Raw genomic sequence first — 16,433 nt, forward strand, 5'->3', positions numbered from 1 at the left:
CGTCGCGGCAGGCCCGGGCCACGCGGACAGCGATTTCGCCACGATTGGCGATGAGCACCTTGCGCACGATTGAGGCTCCCTCCTTGAAACAAGCCGAGTTTAGGGACTGCCGACACGGCACTACGACCCGTCCCCAATGGTGAGCTTGCCCACACGGAGCGTGAAAAGAGGCTCGCTCGACCGGCGAAATCCCTTGTCGTACCGCGTTACGCAGGACTCCCCCCGAAAACCCTAGCCCCCTGGTGTGGTCAAGGTCTCTGTGAGAGCGTGCTGCCGGCCACTCGGTTTCTTTGTGGAATCCCTACGAATGGCCCAACCGGCCTTTGCCGTTTGCAGGACTCTTGTCCCGCCGTTTACCGATGAGTAGCGTTCGCGATGCCCTGCGGGGTACTCCGGGTAACGGGCGGCGGGAGTCGCGTGGCGGTCGAAAGTGGGTGGGGCCGGTGGTGCGCAGGCCGGTGGCGTTGGTCGTGGCGCTGGTGCTGTACGTCGAGGCGTTCGGCGTGGCGGTGCTGAACTGGACGCTGGGCACGCTCGTGGACCGTCAGCACATGTCGCTGGCCGGGCTGGAGCCGGGGCGGATGGCGGCGGCCTCGAAGGGCTCCGGGATCGTCTTCGGCCTGTACTTCGTGCTGTGCGGCGTGGTCGCGCTGCTCGTCGCCGTACGCGACCGCCGCCCGGCCGGTTTCGGGCGCATCCTGCTGATCAGCGCCGCGGTGGTGCACGGGCTGCTGGGCGCCTTCGCGTGGGGGCTGGTGGGCTGGCCGGCGTTCCTGTTCATGATGGCCGTGCTCGCCCTGATCGTGCTGCTGCTGATGACGTACGACCCCGAGCCGGGCCCGGAGGCCGGCGCCCCGGCCCAGGAGCCCGGCGGGCCGCAGGACGCGGGCCCCGCCGACGATCACCCGCGGGGCGCCGGTCCCGCCGACGATCGCCCGCGGGGCGCCGGTCCCGCCGACGATCGCCCGCAGGGCGCCGGTCCGGTCAGTCCGTCGGCGCCCACAACTCCGTGATGCCCACGCCGAGCCGGGCGAGCAGGCGGCGCACCAGCGGCAGGCTGATCCCGATGACGTTGCCGTGGTCGCCCTCGATGCCCTCGATGAATGGCGCCGAGCGCCCGTCGAGGGTGAACGCCCCGGCGACGTGGAGGGGTTCGCCGGAGGCGACGTAGGCGGCGATCTCCTCGTCGCTGGGCTCGCCGAAGCGGACCACGGTGGAGGCGACGGCGGAGGCGTGGCGCCCGCTGAGCGTGTCGTGGACGCAGTGCCCGGTCTGCAGCGTGCCGGCCCGCCCGCGCATGGCCTTCCAGCGGGCGGTGGCCTCCTCGGCGTCGGCCGGCTTGCCCAGGGCCTGGCCGTCCAGGTCGAGCACCGAGTCGCAGCCGATCACCAGGGCGCCCTTCACCTCGGGCTTCGCCGCGACCACGGAGGCCTTGGCCTCGGCCAGGGCGAGCGCGAGCTCGGCGGGGGTGGGTGCGGTGACGGCGTCCTCGTCGACCCCGCTGACGATCACCTCGGGATCGAGTCCGGCCTGCCGGAGCAGACCGAGCCGGGCGGGGGACTGGGAGGCGAGCACGAGTCGGCGGCGCGGCTGATCTGTCATGCGGTCAGGGTAGCCAGCGGACCGGACTCACCTCACCCCGATCACGATCATCGCGAGCACCATGGCCAGCGCCATGAGAACGCCCAGCCGCCGCAGCATCTCCTGCATGTCGCGCAGTTCCTTGGGCGGCTCGTTCTCCGGGTCGGACCACAGCATGCCTTCGATCGTGCGGCGGCCGTCTCCGGCGGCGCCTGAGTACGCGTACTCAACTTCGCCGGAAGGGTGCGCGGTCCGGTGGACGTGGAGGCGCCGGAGCCCGGTGGACGCGGAAGCAGTGGTGCGGCCCGGTGGACGCGAAAGCGGCGCGGCCCGGTGGACGCGAAAGCGGCGCGGCCCGGTGGACGCGAAAGCGGCGCGGCCCGGTGGGCGTGGAGGCGGCGCGGCCCGGTGGGTCCGGCCGCCCCGCCCCGACCGGGACGGGCAGGGCGGGGCGGCCGGACCGCGGACGCCGCGGTGTTCAGCGGGGCCAGTAGCTGCGGTGCCACGCCGTCGGACCCGGCTGGGGCAGGTGACGGCCGGCGATGCGGGCCGGGTCGGCCCAGGAGTCACGGGGGGCGGGCGCGCCGGACGGCAGGGCGGCCGCCGCCGCGGCGCGCGCCCGGACCACCGCCAGAGCGGCGGCGAGCTCCTCCGGGGTCGGGTTGCCCCGTACGACCTTGATGTTCATGACCGCTCCCGGCGGGTCTGGAGGGGGATCACAGGGGGATGTTGCCGTGCTTCTTCGGAGGCAGGGATTCCCGCTTCGTCCGCAGGTGACGCAGCCCGCGCACGATGTGGGCGCGGGTGTCCGACGGCGTGATCACCGCGTCGACGTAGCCGCGCTCGGCCGCGACGTAGGGGTTGAGCAGCGTGTCCTCGTACTCCTGCATCAGCCGCGCCCGCGTCGCCTCCGGGTCCTCCGCCTCGGCGATGGTGCGGCGGTGCAGGATGTTGACCGCGCCCTGCGCGCCCATCACGGCGATCTGGGCGGTGGGCCAGGCCAGGTTCAGGTCCGCGCCCAGGTGCTTGGAGCCCATGACGTCGTACGCGCCGCCGAACGCCTTGCGCGTGATCACCGTGATCAGCGGGACGGTGGCCTCGGCGTACGCGTAGATCAGCTTGGCGCCGCGCCGGATGATGCCGTCGTGCTCCTGGTCGACGCCGGGCAGGAAGCCGGGGACGTCCACGAAGGTCAGCACCGGGATGTTGAAGGCGTCGCAGGTGCGCACGAACCGCGCGGCCTTCTCGCTCGCCTTGATGTCCAGGCAGCCGGCGAACTGCATCGGCTGGTTGGCGACCACGCCCACCGGGTGGCCCTCCACCCGGCCGAAGCCGGTGACGATGTTCGGCGCGTACATCGGCTGCGTCTCGAGGAACTCGCCGTCGTCCAGGACGTGCTCGATCACCGTGTGCATGTCGTACGGCTGGTTGGCGCTGTCCGGGATCAGCACGTCCAGCTCGCGGTCCTCGTCGGTGACGGTGAGGTCCGCCTCCTCCGGGAACGCCGGCGGCTCGCTGAGGTTGTTCGACGGCAGGTACGACAGCAGCTGCTTGACGTACTCGATGGCGTCCTTCTCGTCCCCGGCCATGTGGTGGGCCACACCGGAGGCGGTGTTGTGGGTGCGGGCGCCGCCCAGCTCCTCGAAGCCGACGTCCTCGCCGGTGACGGTCTTGATGACGTCCGGGCCGGTGATGAACATGTGCGAGGTCTGGTCGACCATGACCGTGAAGTCGGTGATGGCCGGCGAGTAGACGGCGCCGCCCGCGCACGGGCCCACGATCAGGCTGATCTGCGGGATCACACCCGAGGCGTGCGTGTTGCGGCGGAAGATCTCCCCGTAGGCGCCCAGCGAGGCCACGCCCTCCTGGATGCGGGCGCCGCCGGAGTCGTTGATCCCGACGACCGGGCAGCCCGTCTTCAGGGCGAAGTCCATCACCTTGCAGATCTTCTGCCCGTACACCTCGCCCAGGGCGCCGCCGAAGACGGTGAAGTCCTGCGAGAACACGGCCACGGGCCGCCCGTCGACGGTGCCGTACCCGGTGACGACGCCGTCGCCGTACGGCCGGTTCTTCTCCAGCCCGAAGTGGGTGGAGCGGTGCCGGGCGAACTCGTCCAGTTCGACGAACGACCCCTCGTCGAGCAGCAGCTCGATCCGCTCGCGGGCGGTCAGCTTGCCCTTGGCGTGCTGCTTCTCGACGGCGCGTTCCGAACCGGCGTGGGTCGCCTCGTGGATGCGGCGCTGCAAGTCCGCCAGCTTGCCCGCGGTGGTGTGGATGTCGGGGTGCTGTACTTCTTCCGGCTCGGACATCGGGACGCGGCTCCCTGCCTGCTCAGTGCCTGCGCCGTGCGGGGAGCGGTGCCCGCTGCCACGGCGCGTTCGGCGTGCTCAAAAGGGGGGACGGTTACTCATCCGTAGCGTAGTGGTGCTCCTCCGTGTCGGCAGTGCGGCGTTTACCACACCTAGGGTGGCTTGCATGACGCCGCGAGATCCATCACAAGATCCATCACGAGGTCCATCAGGGAAAAACCCCAGCCGCTGGTCCGACCTGGACCGGCCCCCCCTCGACGCCGCCGCGCTGCGCCGCGCGCTGGTCCGGGAGGGTGGCCTGTGGACCGGCCTGGAGGTGCTGGAGCGCACCGGCTCCACCAACGCCGACCTCGTCGCCCGCGCCGAGACCGGCACGGCCGGCGAGGGCGCCGTCCTCGTCGCCGAGGAGCAGACCGCCGGCCGGGGCCGCCTGGACCGCCGGTGGACGGCCCCCGCGCGCTCGGGCCTGTTCTTCTCCGTGCTCCTGAAGCCCACCGAGGTGCCGGTCGCCCGCTGGGGCTGGCTGCCGCTGCTGACCGGGGTCGCCGTGGCGACGGCGCTGGCGCGGGCGGCCGGCGTCGACACGGCGCTGAAATGGCCGAACGACCTGCTCGTCACCGTCGGGCAGGAGGAACGCAAGGCCGGGGGCATCCTCGCGGAGCGCGCCGGGGACGACGGGCTGGTCATCGGGGTCGGCATCAACGTCACCCTACGCCGGGACGAGCTCCCGGTGCCCCAGGCGGGCTCCCTGGCGCTCGCCGGGGCGGCCGGGACGGACCGGGACCCGCTGCTGCGGGCCGTGCTGCGCTCGCTGGAGGACTGGTACGTGCGGTGGCGGGCGGCCGGCGGCGATCCGGGCGCGTGCGGCCTGCAGGAGACGTACACCGCCGGGTGCGCCACGCTGGGCCGGCAGGTCCGGGCGGAGCTGCCCGGGGGGCGGGCCGTGGTGGGGGAGGCGGTCGCCGTGGACGGCGACGGCAGGCTCGTGATCGCCACGGAGGACGGGGTGCGGGAGCCGGTGGGAGCGGGCGACGTGGTGCACCTCCGGCCGGCGTGACGCGACGGGCGGTGACAGCGGTGACGGCGGCGGGGGCGGCGCCGGGCGCGGTGCGGCGGTCGCCGCGACCGGGGTCGCACCCCCGCCGGCCTCACCTGACGGAGTGAGCTGGCGCACACCTGCCGTAGAGTTGAGGCCGGTCGCTATCTGACCGCGGCAGATCGGAAGGGCAGCAGGCGTGACCGTCGACGATTCGGGCTCCGGCCGGGGCGGGCATCCCGCGCCCGACGGCGCCGGCAACGACCCCGAATCCGGCGAGGACCCCCTCGCCCTGCGACTCGAACAGCTCATCCTGGGCGCCGAGCGCCGCTACACGCCGTTCCAGGCGGCCCGCACGGCGGGCGTGTCGATGGAGCTGGCGTCCCGCTTCTGGCGGGCGATGGGCTTCGCGGACATCGGCCAGGCGAAGGCGCTGACCGAGGCGGACGTCCTGGCGCTGCGCCGCCTGGCGGGCCTGGTGGAGGCGGGCCTGCTGAGCGAGGCGATGGCGGTGCAGGTGGCCCGGTCGACGGGGCAGACCACCGCCCGGCTGGCCGAGTGGCAGATCGACTCCTTCCTGGAGGGCCTGACCGAGCCGCCGGAGCCGGGCATGACCCGCACCGAGGTGACGTACCCGCTGATCGAGCTGCTGCTGCCGGAGCTGGAGGAGTTCCTGGTCTACGTCTGGCGGCGGCAGCTCGCGGCCGCCACCGGCCGGGTGATCCAGGCGGCCGACGACGAGGAGATGGTCGACCGGCGCCTGGCGGTCGGCTTCGCCGACCTGGTCGGCTTCACACGCCTGACCCGCCGGATGGAGGAGGAGGAGCTCGGCGAGCTGGTCGAGGCGTTCGAGACGACCGCCGCCGACCTGGTGGCCGCGCACGGCGGCCGGCTGATCAAGACCCTCGGCGACGAGGTGCTGTACTGCGCGGACGACGCGGGCGTGGCGGCGGAGATCGGCCTGCGGCTCATCGAGACGCTGGCGAACGACGAGACGATGCCGGAACTGCGCGTCGGCATGGCGTTCGGCACGGTGACCACCCGGATGGGAGACGTCTTCGGCACGACCGTGAACCTGGCCTCGCGGCTGACGTCGATAGCGCCCCGCGACGCCGTCCTGGTCGACACCGCGTTCGCGGAGGAGCTGATCCGCACCGGCGAGGCCCCGGCCTCCGAGGAGGAGGCGGCCGAGGCCGCGGCCGCCGCGGAGAAGGAGGGCGAGGAGCCCCCCGCGTACCGCTTCACGCTGCAGCCGATGTGGCAGCGCCCGGTGCGCGGCCTGGGCGTGGTGGAGCCCTGGCTGCTCGTCCGCCGCACCGACGACGCCGAGCAGGAGTAGGCGGGCGGGAGCAGCCGGGCAGGAGTGGCCGGGCGGGAGCAGCCGGGCAGGAATGGCCGGGCGGGAGCAGGCGCCCCGTCTCAGTCGCCGCCCAGTCCCACGCACACCGCGACGATCGGCACGCACACCGTCAGACCGCCCGGCTCCTGCGGCGGCGGAGCCGGCGTGTCCGCCGTCCCGCTCGGCACCGGCGTCGGTTCCGGCGCGGGCCGCGGCGCGCGGCTCGTGGGGGACGGCGGGACGGGTGCGGGGGTGGCGGGCACCGGAGGGCGCGGCGGTTCGGGGAGGGCGGTCGGGACCGCGTGCGGTGCCCCGGGTCCGGTGCCGGACGCGGACGGCGGCACCGCGGCCGTACGGCCGCCGTCCGGGACCGGCGCGGTGCTCCCGCCCATGGCGGTGGTCGACGGGGCCGGCCGGGCGGGCACCGCCGGGAGGGCGGCGGCGCGGGACGGGCGGTCGGGGCGGCCGGAGTGCCCGGGGTGCGGTGCCACCCGGACGGCGTCCGGACCGCCGGTTCCGGGTTCCGGGACCAGCCGGACGAGGCTCAGCGCGCCGGCGGCCATGGCGAGGCCCGCGGCGACCGGCAGCAGCAGCCTGCGGGACCGGGGGCGGCGGTGCCGCCCGTGTACCCGGAGCGGCCAGGGCCGTATCCCGCCCGCCGCTCCCTCCGCCTCCGCCGCCAGCCGCCCGGCTCCGGATGTGTTCACCGGCCGCCCGGCTCCGGATATGTCCGTTGGCCGCCCGGCTCCTGATGTCTCCGACGACCGTCCGGCTCCGGATGTCCCCGCGGATGTCCCCGCCGGTGTCTCCGGCGCTGCTGCTCTGCCCGTCGTCACGATCCCCTCCCGGTGCGTGCGCCCCCTGTGCGCCGCGGCGCACGCACGGTATGCGCTGCGGTGGGCAGTGCGCCCGGAGTCGCGCGGAATGTCACTCGAACGGGTGGCCGGTGCTGGACACGGCGAGCGACGGCGCGTCCGGCGCCCGCCCGGCCCTGCTGCCCTGCTGCGTCGACGTCCGTCCGAGGCGCGCTGCCCCGCCCCCGCTTCCCCGCCGCTTCCCTGCCCCCGCTTCCCCGCCGCCCGGGGTGGCTGCGATGATCGGAGCAGAATGGTTAACCGACGTTAACGCGTGCAGGGAGGGTCCATGAGTGAGGAGCGGTTCGGGGAGTTCGTCCTGGTGCGGCGGCACGGGCACGTCGCGGAGCTCGTCCTCGACCGGCCCAAGGCGATGAACGCCGTCTCCACGGAGATGGCCCGCTCCATCGCGGCCGCGTGCACCGCGCTGGGCGCCGACCGGGACGTACGGGTGGTCGTGCTGACCTCGTCGCACGAGCGGGCGTTCTGCGTCGGCGCCGACCTGAAGGAGCGCAACTCGCTGACCGACGCGGAACTGGTGCGGCAGCGGCCGGTGGCGCGCGGCGCGTACACCGGGGTGCTGGAGCTGCCGGTGCCGACGATCGCCGCGGTGCACGGCTTCGCGCTGGGCGGTGGCTTCGAACTGGCGCTGTCCTGCGACGTGATCGTGGCCGACCGTACGGCCGTGGTGGGGCTGCCGGAGGTGTCCGTCGGGGTGATCCCGGGCGGGGGCGGCACGCAGCTGCTGCCGCGCCGGGTGGGGGCGGCGCGGGCCGCGGAGCTGATCTTCACCGCGCGCCGGGTGGAGGCCGAGGAGGCGCGCGAGCTGGGGCTCGTCGACCATCTCGTGGCGGAGGGCCGGGACCGGGAGGAGGCGCTGGAGCTGGCCGCGCGGATGGCGGCGAACTCGCCGGTCGGGCTGCGGGCGGCCAAGCGGGCGCTGCGGCTCGGGCACGGGCTGGACCTGCGCGCCGGGCTGGAGGTCGAGGACGCGGCGTGGCGGGCGGTGGCGTTCTCCGGGGACCGGAAGGAGGGCGTCGCCGCCTTCAACGAAAAGCGGAAGCCCCAGTGGCCCGGGGAATGAGGCGGTCCCGCCGCCCGGAGCGCAGCGGCTCCGCCGGGCCGTAGTGCAGCGACCCCGCCGGCCCGGCGGGTGAAGCGGCCCTGCCGGCCCGGGGAGTGAAACGCCCCCGATCCCGGCAAACGGCCCAACCCTCGGCGTCATTACCCCAAAACCTCCCTAGCCTGGAGTAATGGGTGAGGACAAGCGGCTCGCGGCGGTCGTCGCGCTGGCGCAGGGGATGGCGGCGGCGCGCAGTCCGCGCGAGTCGTGGCGGGCGGCGGCGCTGGGGGCGTGCCGGGCGCTGGACGGCAGCTTCGCGGCGCTGTCGGTGTGGGAACGCGACCACGGGCGGCTGCGGGTGCTGGTGAACGTGGGGGACCGCGCGCCGGACGAGGAGGAGTTCCCGGAGGACGAGACCTACCCGGTGCACCAGTTCGCGGAGATCACGGAGTTCCTGCACGAGAAGTGGGCCTCGGGCGGGGAGCCGAACGCCTGGGTGGAGACCGCCGAGGGCCCCGCGGCCGGCCGCGCCGGGTACTGCCACCAGCGGGTCGCCGCGCTGCGCCGGCGCGGCCGCGGCTGCTGCGTGGTCGCGCCGATCGTGCTGCACGGCCGGGCCTGGGGCGAGCTGTACGTGGCCCGCGCGGCGGGGGCGCCCGTCTTCGGCCGGGGCGACGCGGACTTCGCGACCGTCCTGGCGGCCGTCGTCTCGGCCGGGATAGCGCAGACCGAGCGGCTCCAGGAGGCGCGGCGGCTGGCGTTCACCGACCCGCTGACCGGGCTGGCCAACCGGCGCGCGGTGGACGTCCGGCTGGACGAGGCGATCGAGCGGCACCAGGCGGAGGGTGTGGTCGTCAGCCTCGTCATCTGCGACCTCAACGGGCTCAAGCAGGTCAACGACACGCTCGGGCACGCCGTGGGCGACCGGCTGCTGGAACGGTTCGGCTCGGTGCTGTCGCTGTGCGGGGCGATGCTGCCGGGGACGCTGGCGGCCCGGCTGGGCGGGGACGAGTTCTGCCTGCTGGCGGTGGGGCCGCCCGCCCAGGACGTGATCAAGGCGGCCGACGAGCTGTGCCGGCGCGCGGCGGAGCTGGAACCGGGCGAGGGGGTGGCCTGCGGGGTGGCCTCCACCGGCGAGCCCATCGGCCCGGTCGGTTCGGCCCGGCGGTTGTTCCGCCTGGCGGACGCGGCCCAGTACCGGGCCAAGGCGGTGCACGCCAACCGGCCGGTCGTGGCCGGTGCCGAGGGGCCGGACGACCCCGTCGTACGGCTGGTCGACGAGCCGCCCGAGGAGCCGCCGCCCGGTGAGCGCCGCCTCTTCCGGCGCCGCCGCTGAGCCCGGCCCCGGGCGCGGTAAGGGGCGCGGTAAGGGGCGTACCGGCCGCCCACTGGTGACAGTTACGTCTTCACTGCGTACGCTCCTGAATATGGATATGCACACTGTGGTGGTGGGGACGTCCGGTGTCACCGCGTCCGACGTCCTCGCCGTGGCGCGCGGCGGCGCCCGGGTCGAACTCGCCGAGGAGGCGGTGGCCGCGCTGACCGAAGCCCGCGCGATCGTCGACGCGCTGGCGGCCAAGCCCGACCCCGTCTACGGCGTCTCCACCGGCTTCGGCGCCCTGGCGACCCGGCACATCGGCCCGGAACTGCGCACCCGGCTGCAGCGCAACATCGTCCGCTCGCACGCCGCCGGCATGGGGCCGCGGGTGGAGCGGGAGGTCGTCCGGGCCCTGATGTTCCTGCGGCTGAAGACCGTCTGCTCCGGGTACACCGGGGTGCGGCCCGAGGTCGCGCGGACCATGGCCGACGTACTCAACGCCGGCATCACCCCGGTCGTGCACGAGTACGGCTCCCTGGGCTGCTCCGGGGACCTCGCCCCGCTGTCCCACTGCGCGCTCACCCTCATGGGAGAGGGCGAGGCGGAGGGCCCCGACGGCAGTGTCCGCCCCGCCGCCGAACTGCTCGCCGAGCACGGCATCGCCCCGGTCGAGCTGCGCGAGAAGGAGGGCCTGGCGCTCCTCAACGGCACCGACGGCATGCTCGGCATGCTGCTGATGGCCCTCGCCGACCTGGAGCTGCTGTACAAGTCCGCCGACGTCACCGCCGCCCTCACCCTGGAGGCCCTGCTCGGCACCGACAAGGTCCTCGCGCCCGAGCTGCACGCCATCCGCCCGCACCCCGGGCAGGCCGCGTCCGCCGCCAACATGCTCGCCGTCCTCAAGGGCTCCGGCCTCACCGGCCACCATCAGGACGACGCGCCCCGCGTGCAGGACGCCTACTCGGTGCGCTGCGCCCCGCAGGTCGCCGGCGCCGGCCGCGACACCCTCGCCCACGCCCGCCTGGTCGCCGAGCGCGAACTGGCCGCGGCCGTCGACAACCCCGTCGTATTGCCTGGGGGTACCTCCCAGGCTTTCGGCTCTGGGGGAGGCCGGGTGGAGTCCAACGGCAACTTCCACGGCGCCCCGGTCGCCTACGTCCTGGACTTCCTCGCCATCGCCGCCGCCGACCTCGCCTCCATCGCCGAGCGGCGCACCGACCGGCTGCTGGACAAGAACCGCAGCCACGGCCTGCCGCCGTTCCTCGCCGACGACGCCGGCGTCGACTCCGGGCTGATGATCGCCCAGTACACGCAGGCCGCGCTGGTCAGCGAGATGAAGCGGCTGGCCGTACCGGCCTCCGCCGACTCGATCCCGTCCTCCGCGATGCAGGAGGACCACGTCTCCATGGGCTGGTCGGCGGCCCGCAAGCTGCGCACGGCCGTCGACGCGCTCACCCGCGTCCTGGCCGTCGAACTGTACGCCGCCACCCGCGCGATCGAACTGCGCGAGGGCCTGACCCCGGCCCCGGCGACCCGGGCGGTCCTCGAGGCCGCGCGCGCGGCCGGCGTCCGGGGCCCCGGCCCGGACCGCTTCCTCGCCCCCGACCTGGCGGCCGCGGAGTCCTTCGTGCGCGACGGCCGGCTCGTCGCGGCGGCCGAGACGGTCACCGGGCCGTTGCGCTGACGCCTCGGCGACGCGGTCGCGGCCGACGGCGCGGCGGATGCGGAGTCCGCCGCGCCGTCGGGCCCGTTGCCGGAGCAGGCAGCGACAGGGCGGGCGGCGGCGCGCCCACGGCGAACGGGGCGTCCACGGCGAACGAGCGTTCGCGTCCACGTCGATGGGGGCGTCCGCGGCGATCAGAGCATCCACGGCAAACAGGACGTCCATGGCAAACGGGACGCACCGCCGCGCACCCGGGGGGTCTCTTGACGAGCGGACCGTGAACGGCTCGTCAAGGAAGCGTCAAGCGCGGCTAAAAACCGAGTCGTTCGCGACGCACCGAATACACCACGAATCCGGCGCCCACGGTGAGGAAGAGGGTGCCGCCGACCACGTACGGGGTGGTGTCGACGCTTCCGGTGTCGGCGAGTTCCCGCTCCGCGCGGGCGGCCGTTCCGCTGACCGTGCCGGCGACCGTACCGGTGGTCGTGGAGGCGGCCCTGGCCTGCGTCGTCGCGGTCGCCGACGGTTCTGCTCTGCGCTGCTGCGGCGCCTGCTGGTCCACCGTCGCGTGGGCGGACGGGACGAACCACAGGGCACACAGCAGGGTGCCCGCGGCGGTGGCGGTCAGCAGCGGACGGCGGGCGGATGACACGGAATATCGATCCCCTTGTGGCACTGGCGAATTGGCCGTGTGGGGGATGTTAGTGAAAGGCGCGGGTCACAGGAAAGTCACGGGACCCGCCGGCCGTACTCTCCGCACATGAGCACTCCAGAGACATCACGCTTTGTCCGGCTTCGCGTGGAGCTGCTGCTCGAAGTCGGTGACGACGACGCCATCACCAAGGCCGCCCTGCACCGCATCGCGGCCGACCCGGACCTGCCGGAGCCGGAACGCGGCCACGCCGAACGCGCTGTGACGGAAGACACTGCGGAGGCCCTGGCGTACCTCGTGGACCCGTTGGACCTGGTCAGTGAGGTGCCCGGGGTGGAACTGCAGCAGGCGTCCTGGTCCAGCGAGCGCGTCGCGCACGATCCGGACTCGCCCGAGTGGCTCCTCGACGAGGATGATGTCGAGGAGGAGGACGCCTAGAACGACCCTTCCGGACCGACCCTTCGGCGCCGGGCGGAACACCGCGGCCGGCCCACCGGAACCGGCCTTCCGGCCGGCCCGCCGGAACGGGCCGGTCCGAACGGGCCGGTCCGGACGGTCCTGGGGACCGGCACGACTCGCCGCCCCGGACGGCAACCACCGTCCGGGGTTCGCGCGTCTCACGGGCGGACGCGTCACGGGCCGCGCCGGCCGGCGCCCGCACTTCACGCCCCGGAGGTGCGCCCCGGCGGAGGCGGTGCGCCCCACGCGCCCGGAACCCGGGGAACCGGATCGGCCGGCCGTAGCGTTGAAGGCTCGTAACGGGGGACCCGCGGGGTTTGGGTATTCGGCAACGATGGAGAAGCGTGTGATGACGAACAGTAAGCGGCGCAGGGGCCTGGCGGCCGCGTCCGCACTGCTCGGCGGGGTGCTGGTGCTCTCCGCCTGCTCCGGCGGCGACGACCACGCCTCCGGCAGCGGGGGCGACACCTCGCAGGCCAAGGTCGACGAGGCGGCAGCCAAGAGGACGTCCGAGGCCCAGATCAGCATCACGCCCAAGGACGGCTCCAACAACGCCTCGATCAACAACTCCGCCAAGGTGACCGTGGCCAAGGGCACGCTCACCGACGTGAAGATGACCACCTCCGACGGCACCGCCGTCTCCGGGCGGATATCCGCCGACGGCAAGAGCTGGAAGCCCAGCGTCCAGCTGGAGCGCGCCACCACCTACCGGCTCGCGGTGACGGCCAAGGACTCCGCGGGCCGTGCCGCCCACGAGAACGCCTCCTTCACCACCGTCGCCCCGGCGCACAGCTTCATCGGCAACTTCACGCCGGACAACGGTGCCACGGTCGGCGTCGGCATGCCCGTGTCGATCACCTTCGACAAGGCGATCACCAACAAGGCCGCCGTGCAGAAGGGCATCACCGTCACCTCCACCAGCGGTCAGGAGATCGCCTGCCACTGGTTCAACGCCCAGCGCATGGACTGCCGGCCCGAGGAGTACTGGAAGGAGGGCTCCACCGTCACCCTCAAGCTGGCGCTCGACGGCGTCGAGGGCGCCCCGGGCGTCTACGGCGTCCAGCAGAAGACGGTGACCTTCCACATCGGCCGCAACCAGGTCTCCTACGTCGACGCGAAGACCAAGCAGATGAAGGTCACGCAGGACGGCAAGGTCGTCAAGACCATCCCGATCTCCGCCGGTTCGCCCCAGAACAAGACGTACGAGGGCCAGATGGTGATCTCCGAGAAGTTCAAGGAGACCCGGATGAACGGCGCGACGGTCGGCTTCACCGACGACGACGGCAAGGGCGAGTACGACATCAAGGACGTGCCGCACGCCATGCGCCTGACCACCTCCGGCACCTTCGTGCACGGCAACTACTGGGGCGCGCCGTCCATCTTCGGCAACGTCAACACCAGCCACGGCTGCGTCGGCCTGCAGGACAAGAAGGGCGCCAACGACCCCAACACGCCGGCCGCGTGGTTCTACGAGCACTCCCTGATCGGTGACGTCGTGGTCGTCTCCCACACCGGCGACAAGACCGTCGCCCCGGACAACGGCCTCAACGGCTGGAACATGAGCTGGTCCGAGTGGAAGGCGGGCTCCGCCGTCTGACGGACCGCCATCCCGTGCCGGTGCCGCTCCCTTTGGGGCGGCACCGCTGCGTTTGGGCCGCTGCGTTTCCGGGGCGGCGGCATCATGCGCCACGGGGGCGTCGGCACCGTATCCCGCGGCGGTGCACGGGGCCGTGCGGGAACTCGGGCTTCTCATCGGACTCTTATGCCGGCCTTAAGCCTTCATCAGGGTCCGTTCCTAGCGTGCCGCCATGTTCTTCACCTACCTGAGGCGCGAACTGCGCCGCCGCAGAAAGGCGGCCCTCGTCGTCGCCTCCGGCCTCGCGCTGGGCATCGCGCTGGTCATCGTGGTCACCTCCGTGTCCTCCGGCATGAACGGGGCCCAGGACAAGGTGCTGCAGTCGCTGTACGGGCTGGGCACCGACATGACGGTCACCAAGGCGGCGACGCCGGCCACGGGCAGCGCGCAGCGCCCGCGCTTCCGGTTCGACGCGCAGGACGACGACTCCGGCAAGGAGCAGAGCAGCGACCACGTCCTGGTGCAGGGCTTCACCACCCTGCCCTCCTCGACCGTCGGCAAGGTGGCCGGACAGCGGGGCGTGGCGGGCGCCGTGGGCGGACTGAGCCTCACCGTCGTCAAGGTCAGCGGCCAGTTCACCCGCGGCCGGATCCAGCAGAACCAGGGCGGCGACCAGCCGGGCGGCTACGGCGGCGGGCCGCCGCAGGGCCGCGTGGCGGGCGGCGGCGCCGACTTCGACGTCAACCAGTACACGGTCTACGGCACCGACGTCACCGAGCCGGCCCTCGGCCCGCTCACCTCGTCGAAGATCACCAGCGGCCGCGCCTTCCAGAAGACCGAGACCGACGCGAAGGTCGCCGTCGCCGACTCCGCCTACGCCAAGGAGGAGAAGCTCGAGGTCGGCGACACCGTCACCATCAAGGGCGTCAAGTTCACCATCGTCGGCATCGCGACCGCCGACAGCGGCGCCGCCGCCGCCAACCTCTACATCCCGCTGAAACGGGCCCAGACGCTCAGCGGCACCAAGGACAAGGTCACCACGATCTACGTCAAGGCGACCGACTCCCAGCAGATCGACGCGGTCAAGAAGACCATCCAGAAGAACGTCTCCGGTACCACCGTGACGACCTCCGCCGACCTCGCGGACACCGTCTCCGGCTCCCTGTCCACCGCCTCCCATCTCGCCGCCGGCGTCGGCAAGTGGCTGTCGGCCGTGGTGCTCGCGGCCGCGTTCCTGGTGGCCGGACTGCTGACCTCCTCGGCCGTCTCCCGCCGGGTGCGCGAGTTCGGCACGCTCAAGGCGCTGGGCTGGAGGTCGGGACGGGTGACCCGGCAGGTGGTCGGCGAGGCCGTCGTCAACGGCCTGGTCGGCGGCGTCCTCGGCATCGCGCTCGGGCTGGCGGGGGCGTACGCCGTCACCGCGGCCAGTCCGACGCTGCAGGCACAGCTCGGCGGGGGCGGCGCCACGGGCGGCGGTCCCGGCGGTCCCGGCTTCGGCGGCCCCGGGCGGCAGGCGGCCAGGACGCTCGAGGTGGCGCTCACCGCACCGGTGAGCGCGACGACGATCGCGCTCGCCGTGGGACTCGCGGTCACCGGGGGCCTGATCGCCGGGGCGTTCGGCGGCTGGCGGGCGTCCCGGCTGCGGCCGGCCGACGCGCTGCGCCGCGTCGAGTAACCGAGGCCGCGTCCGACCCCCGACCCCCAACCCCCGACCGCCCCAGCACACCCAGGAGTTGTTGCCCCCATGTACGAACTCAGAGGCGTCACCAAGCGCTACACCCGCGGCAAGGAGACCGTCCACGCCCTCGACGGCGTCGACCTGACCATTCCCGACGGCGACCGGCTGGTCATCCAGGGCCCCACCGGCGGCGGCAAGTCGACGCTGCTGCAGATGCTCGGCGCACTGGACCGGCCGACCTCCGGCGAGGTCGTCCTCGACGGCACCGACCTGGCCGGGCTGCCGGAGGCGAAGCTGACCCGGGTGCGCAGCGAGAACATCGGCTTCGTCTTCCAGTCGTTCAACCTCATCCCCACGCTCACCGCGCAGGAGAACGTGGAGACCGCCCTCGTACCGCTCGGCGTGAAGCCCGGGGAGCGGCGCGAGCGGGCCGCGGAGGCGCTGCGGTCGGTCGGGCTGGGCGAGCGGCTCGGGCATCTGCCCGGCGAGCTGTCCGGCGGCCAGCAGCAGCGTGTGGCCATCGCCCGCGCCCTGGTGAAGCAGCCGAAGGTGCTGCTGGCCGACGAACCCACCGGCAACCTCGACGAGTCCACGCGCGACGAGATCATGGACGTCCTCGAACGTTTGTGGAACGAGCACGGGCTGACTTTCGTGATGGTCACCCACGACTCCGCGATCGCGAGGAAGGCACCGCGCCTGGCGACGATCCGCAAGGGACGGATCACCGTCACGGAGAAGACGGGGGCGTGACGGGAGAAGCCCGCGGAGGACGGACGGCGGGAGAAGCCCGCGGAGGGTGAATGACGGGAGAAGCCCGCGGAGGGTGAATGACGGGAGAACCCCGCGGAGGACGGGTGACGGGAGAAACCCACGAAGACGGAATCTGAAACACCGTCAATCCGGCA

17 protein-coding genes are annotated in these 16,433 nt (G+C 73.4%); 10 read left to right on the top strand and 7 right to left on the bottom strand.

What is annotated here, in order from left to right:
- Positions 1 to 67: biotin carboxylase N-terminal domain-containing protein (locus tag IE225_RS34060; RefSeq protein WP_373303219.1), on the bottom strand; the 67-nt coding region annotated here is incomplete at its 3' end.
- Positions 68 to 458: 391 nt separating this feature from the next.
- Here IE225_RS34060 and IE225_RS17230 point away from each other — a divergent pair.
- On the top strand, positions 459 to 1,013 hold the full coding sequence (locus IE225_RS17230) for a DUF308 domain-containing protein (RefSeq protein WP_373303210.1): 555 nt from the start codon (positions 459 to 461) through the stop codon (positions 1,011 to 1,013).
- Here the strand turns inward: IE225_RS17230 and IE225_RS17235 are convergent.
- The 4 genes from IE225_RS17235 to IE225_RS17245 all read right to left on the bottom strand — a co-directional run bounded on the left by IE225_RS17235 (position 985) and on the right by IE225_RS17245 (position 3,890).
- Positions 985 to 1,602 (bottom strand): Maf family protein, encoded by a 618-nt coding sequence (locus IE225_RS17235; protein WP_190058425.1) that lies wholly within the window; start codon positions 1,600 to 1,602, stop codon positions 985 to 987. The genes IE225_RS17230 and IE225_RS17235 overlap by 29 nt on opposite strands.
- Positions 1,603 to 1,629: 27 nt before the next feature.
- Positions 1,630 to 1,758 (bottom strand): morphogenic membrane protein MmpB, encoded by a 129-nt coding sequence (mmpB, locus tag IE225_RS33770; RefSeq protein ID WP_268250001.1) that lies wholly within the window; start codon positions 1,756 to 1,758, stop codon positions 1,630 to 1,632.
- Positions 1,759 to 2,059: 301 nt separating this feature from the next.
- Positions 2,060 to 2,269 (bottom strand): acyl-CoA carboxylase epsilon subunit, encoded by a 210-nt coding sequence (locus IE225_RS17240; RefSeq protein WP_190058426.1) that lies wholly within the window; start codon positions 2,267 to 2,269, stop codon positions 2,060 to 2,062.
- 28 nt (positions 2,270 to 2,297) lie between these two features.
- A complete protein-coding gene (locus tag IE225_RS17245; protein ID WP_190058427.1) occupies positions 2,298 to 3,890 on the bottom strand; it encodes an acyl-CoA carboxylase subunit beta in 1,593 nt (530 codons plus the stop codon).
- A gap of 166 nt (positions 3,891 to 4,056) precedes the next feature.
- Between IE225_RS17245 and IE225_RS17250 the strand changes: the two genes are divergently transcribed.
- Positions 4,057 to 4,947 (top strand): biotin--[acetyl-CoA-carboxylase] ligase, encoded by an 891-nt coding sequence (locus tag IE225_RS17250; RefSeq protein WP_190058428.1) that lies wholly within the window; start codon positions 4,057 to 4,059, stop codon positions 4,945 to 4,947.
- Between the two features lie 178 nt (positions 4,948 to 5,125).
- Positions 5,126 to 6,265, top strand: a complete 1,140-nt coding sequence (locus IE225_RS17255) for an adenylate/guanylate cyclase domain-containing protein (protein WP_190058429.1) — start codon at positions 5,126 to 5,128, stop codon at positions 6,263 to 6,265.
- An 80-nt stretch (positions 6,266 to 6,345) separates the two neighbouring features.
- On the opposite strand, the gene IE225_RS17260 is transcribed toward IE225_RS17255, so the two are convergent.
- The gene (locus tag IE225_RS17260) at positions 6,346 to 6,972 is read right to left on the bottom strand and encodes a hypothetical protein (RefSeq protein ID WP_229879632.1); all 627 of its coding nucleotides are present in this window, start codon (positions 6,970 to 6,972) and stop codon (positions 6,346 to 6,348) included.
- 436 nt (positions 6,973 to 7,408) lie between these two features.
- Between IE225_RS17260 and IE225_RS17265 the strand changes: the two genes are divergently transcribed.
- The 3 genes from IE225_RS17265 (at position 7,409) to hutH (ending at position 11,184) form a co-directional block, all read left to right on the top strand.
- The gene (locus IE225_RS17265) at positions 7,409 to 8,203 is read left to right on the top strand and encodes an enoyl-CoA hydratase/isomerase family protein (RefSeq protein WP_190058430.1); all 795 of its coding nucleotides are present in this window, start codon (positions 7,409 to 7,411) and stop codon (positions 8,201 to 8,203) included.
- A gap of 169 nt (positions 8,204 to 8,372) precedes the next feature.
- Positions 8,373 to 9,518, top strand: a complete 1,146-nt coding sequence (locus IE225_RS17270; RefSeq protein WP_190058431.1) for a GGDEF domain-containing protein — start codon at positions 8,373 to 8,375, stop codon at positions 9,516 to 9,518.
- Positions 9,519 to 9,615: 97 nt separating this feature from the next.
- Positions 9,616 to 11,184 (top strand): histidine ammonia-lyase, encoded by a 1,569-nt coding sequence (gene hutH / locus IE225_RS17275; protein WP_190058553.1) that lies wholly within the window; start codon positions 9,616 to 9,618, stop codon positions 11,182 to 11,184.
- A gap of 289 nt (positions 11,185 to 11,473) precedes the next feature.
- On the opposite strand, the gene IE225_RS17280 is transcribed toward hutH, so the two are convergent.
- The gene (locus IE225_RS17280) at positions 11,474 to 11,815 is read right to left on the bottom strand and encodes a hypothetical protein (protein ID WP_190058432.1); all 342 of its coding nucleotides are present in this window, start codon (positions 11,813 to 11,815) and stop codon (positions 11,474 to 11,476) included.
- A 108-nt stretch (positions 11,816 to 11,923) separates the two neighbouring features.
- Here IE225_RS17280 and IE225_RS17285 point away from each other — a divergent pair, with 108 nt between their 5' ends.
- The 4 genes from IE225_RS17285 (at position 11,924) to IE225_RS17300 (ending at position 16,278) form a co-directional block, all read left to right on the top strand.
- Positions 11,924 to 12,253: a hypothetical protein gene (locus tag IE225_RS17285; RefSeq protein ID WP_190058433.1), complete on the top strand. Its 330-nt coding sequence runs from the start codon at positions 11,924 to 11,926 to the stop codon at positions 12,251 to 12,253.
- Positions 12,254 to 12,623: 370 nt separating this feature from the next.
- Positions 12,624 to 13,871, top strand: a complete 1,248-nt coding sequence (locus IE225_RS17290; RefSeq protein WP_190058434.1) for a L,D-transpeptidase — start codon at positions 12,624 to 12,626, stop codon at positions 13,869 to 13,871.
- A 211-nt stretch (positions 13,872 to 14,082) separates the two neighbouring features.
- On the top strand, positions 14,083 to 15,525 hold the full coding sequence (locus IE225_RS17295) for an ABC transporter permease (RefSeq protein WP_190058435.1): 1,443 nt from the start codon (positions 14,083 to 14,085) through the stop codon (positions 15,523 to 15,525).
- 69 nt (positions 15,526 to 15,594) lie between these two features.
- Positions 15,595 to 16,278, top strand: a complete 684-nt coding sequence (locus IE225_RS17300) for an ABC transporter ATP-binding protein (RefSeq protein ID WP_190058436.1) — start codon at positions 15,595 to 15,597, stop codon at positions 16,276 to 16,278.
- Positions 16,279 to 16,433 lie beyond the last annotated feature (155 nt).

Origin of the sequence: Streptomyces echinoruber (assembly GCF_014651135.1) — a bacterium.
Taxonomy (GTDB): Bacteria; Actinomycetota; Actinomycetes; order Streptomycetales; family Streptomycetaceae; genus Streptomyces; species Streptomyces echinoruber.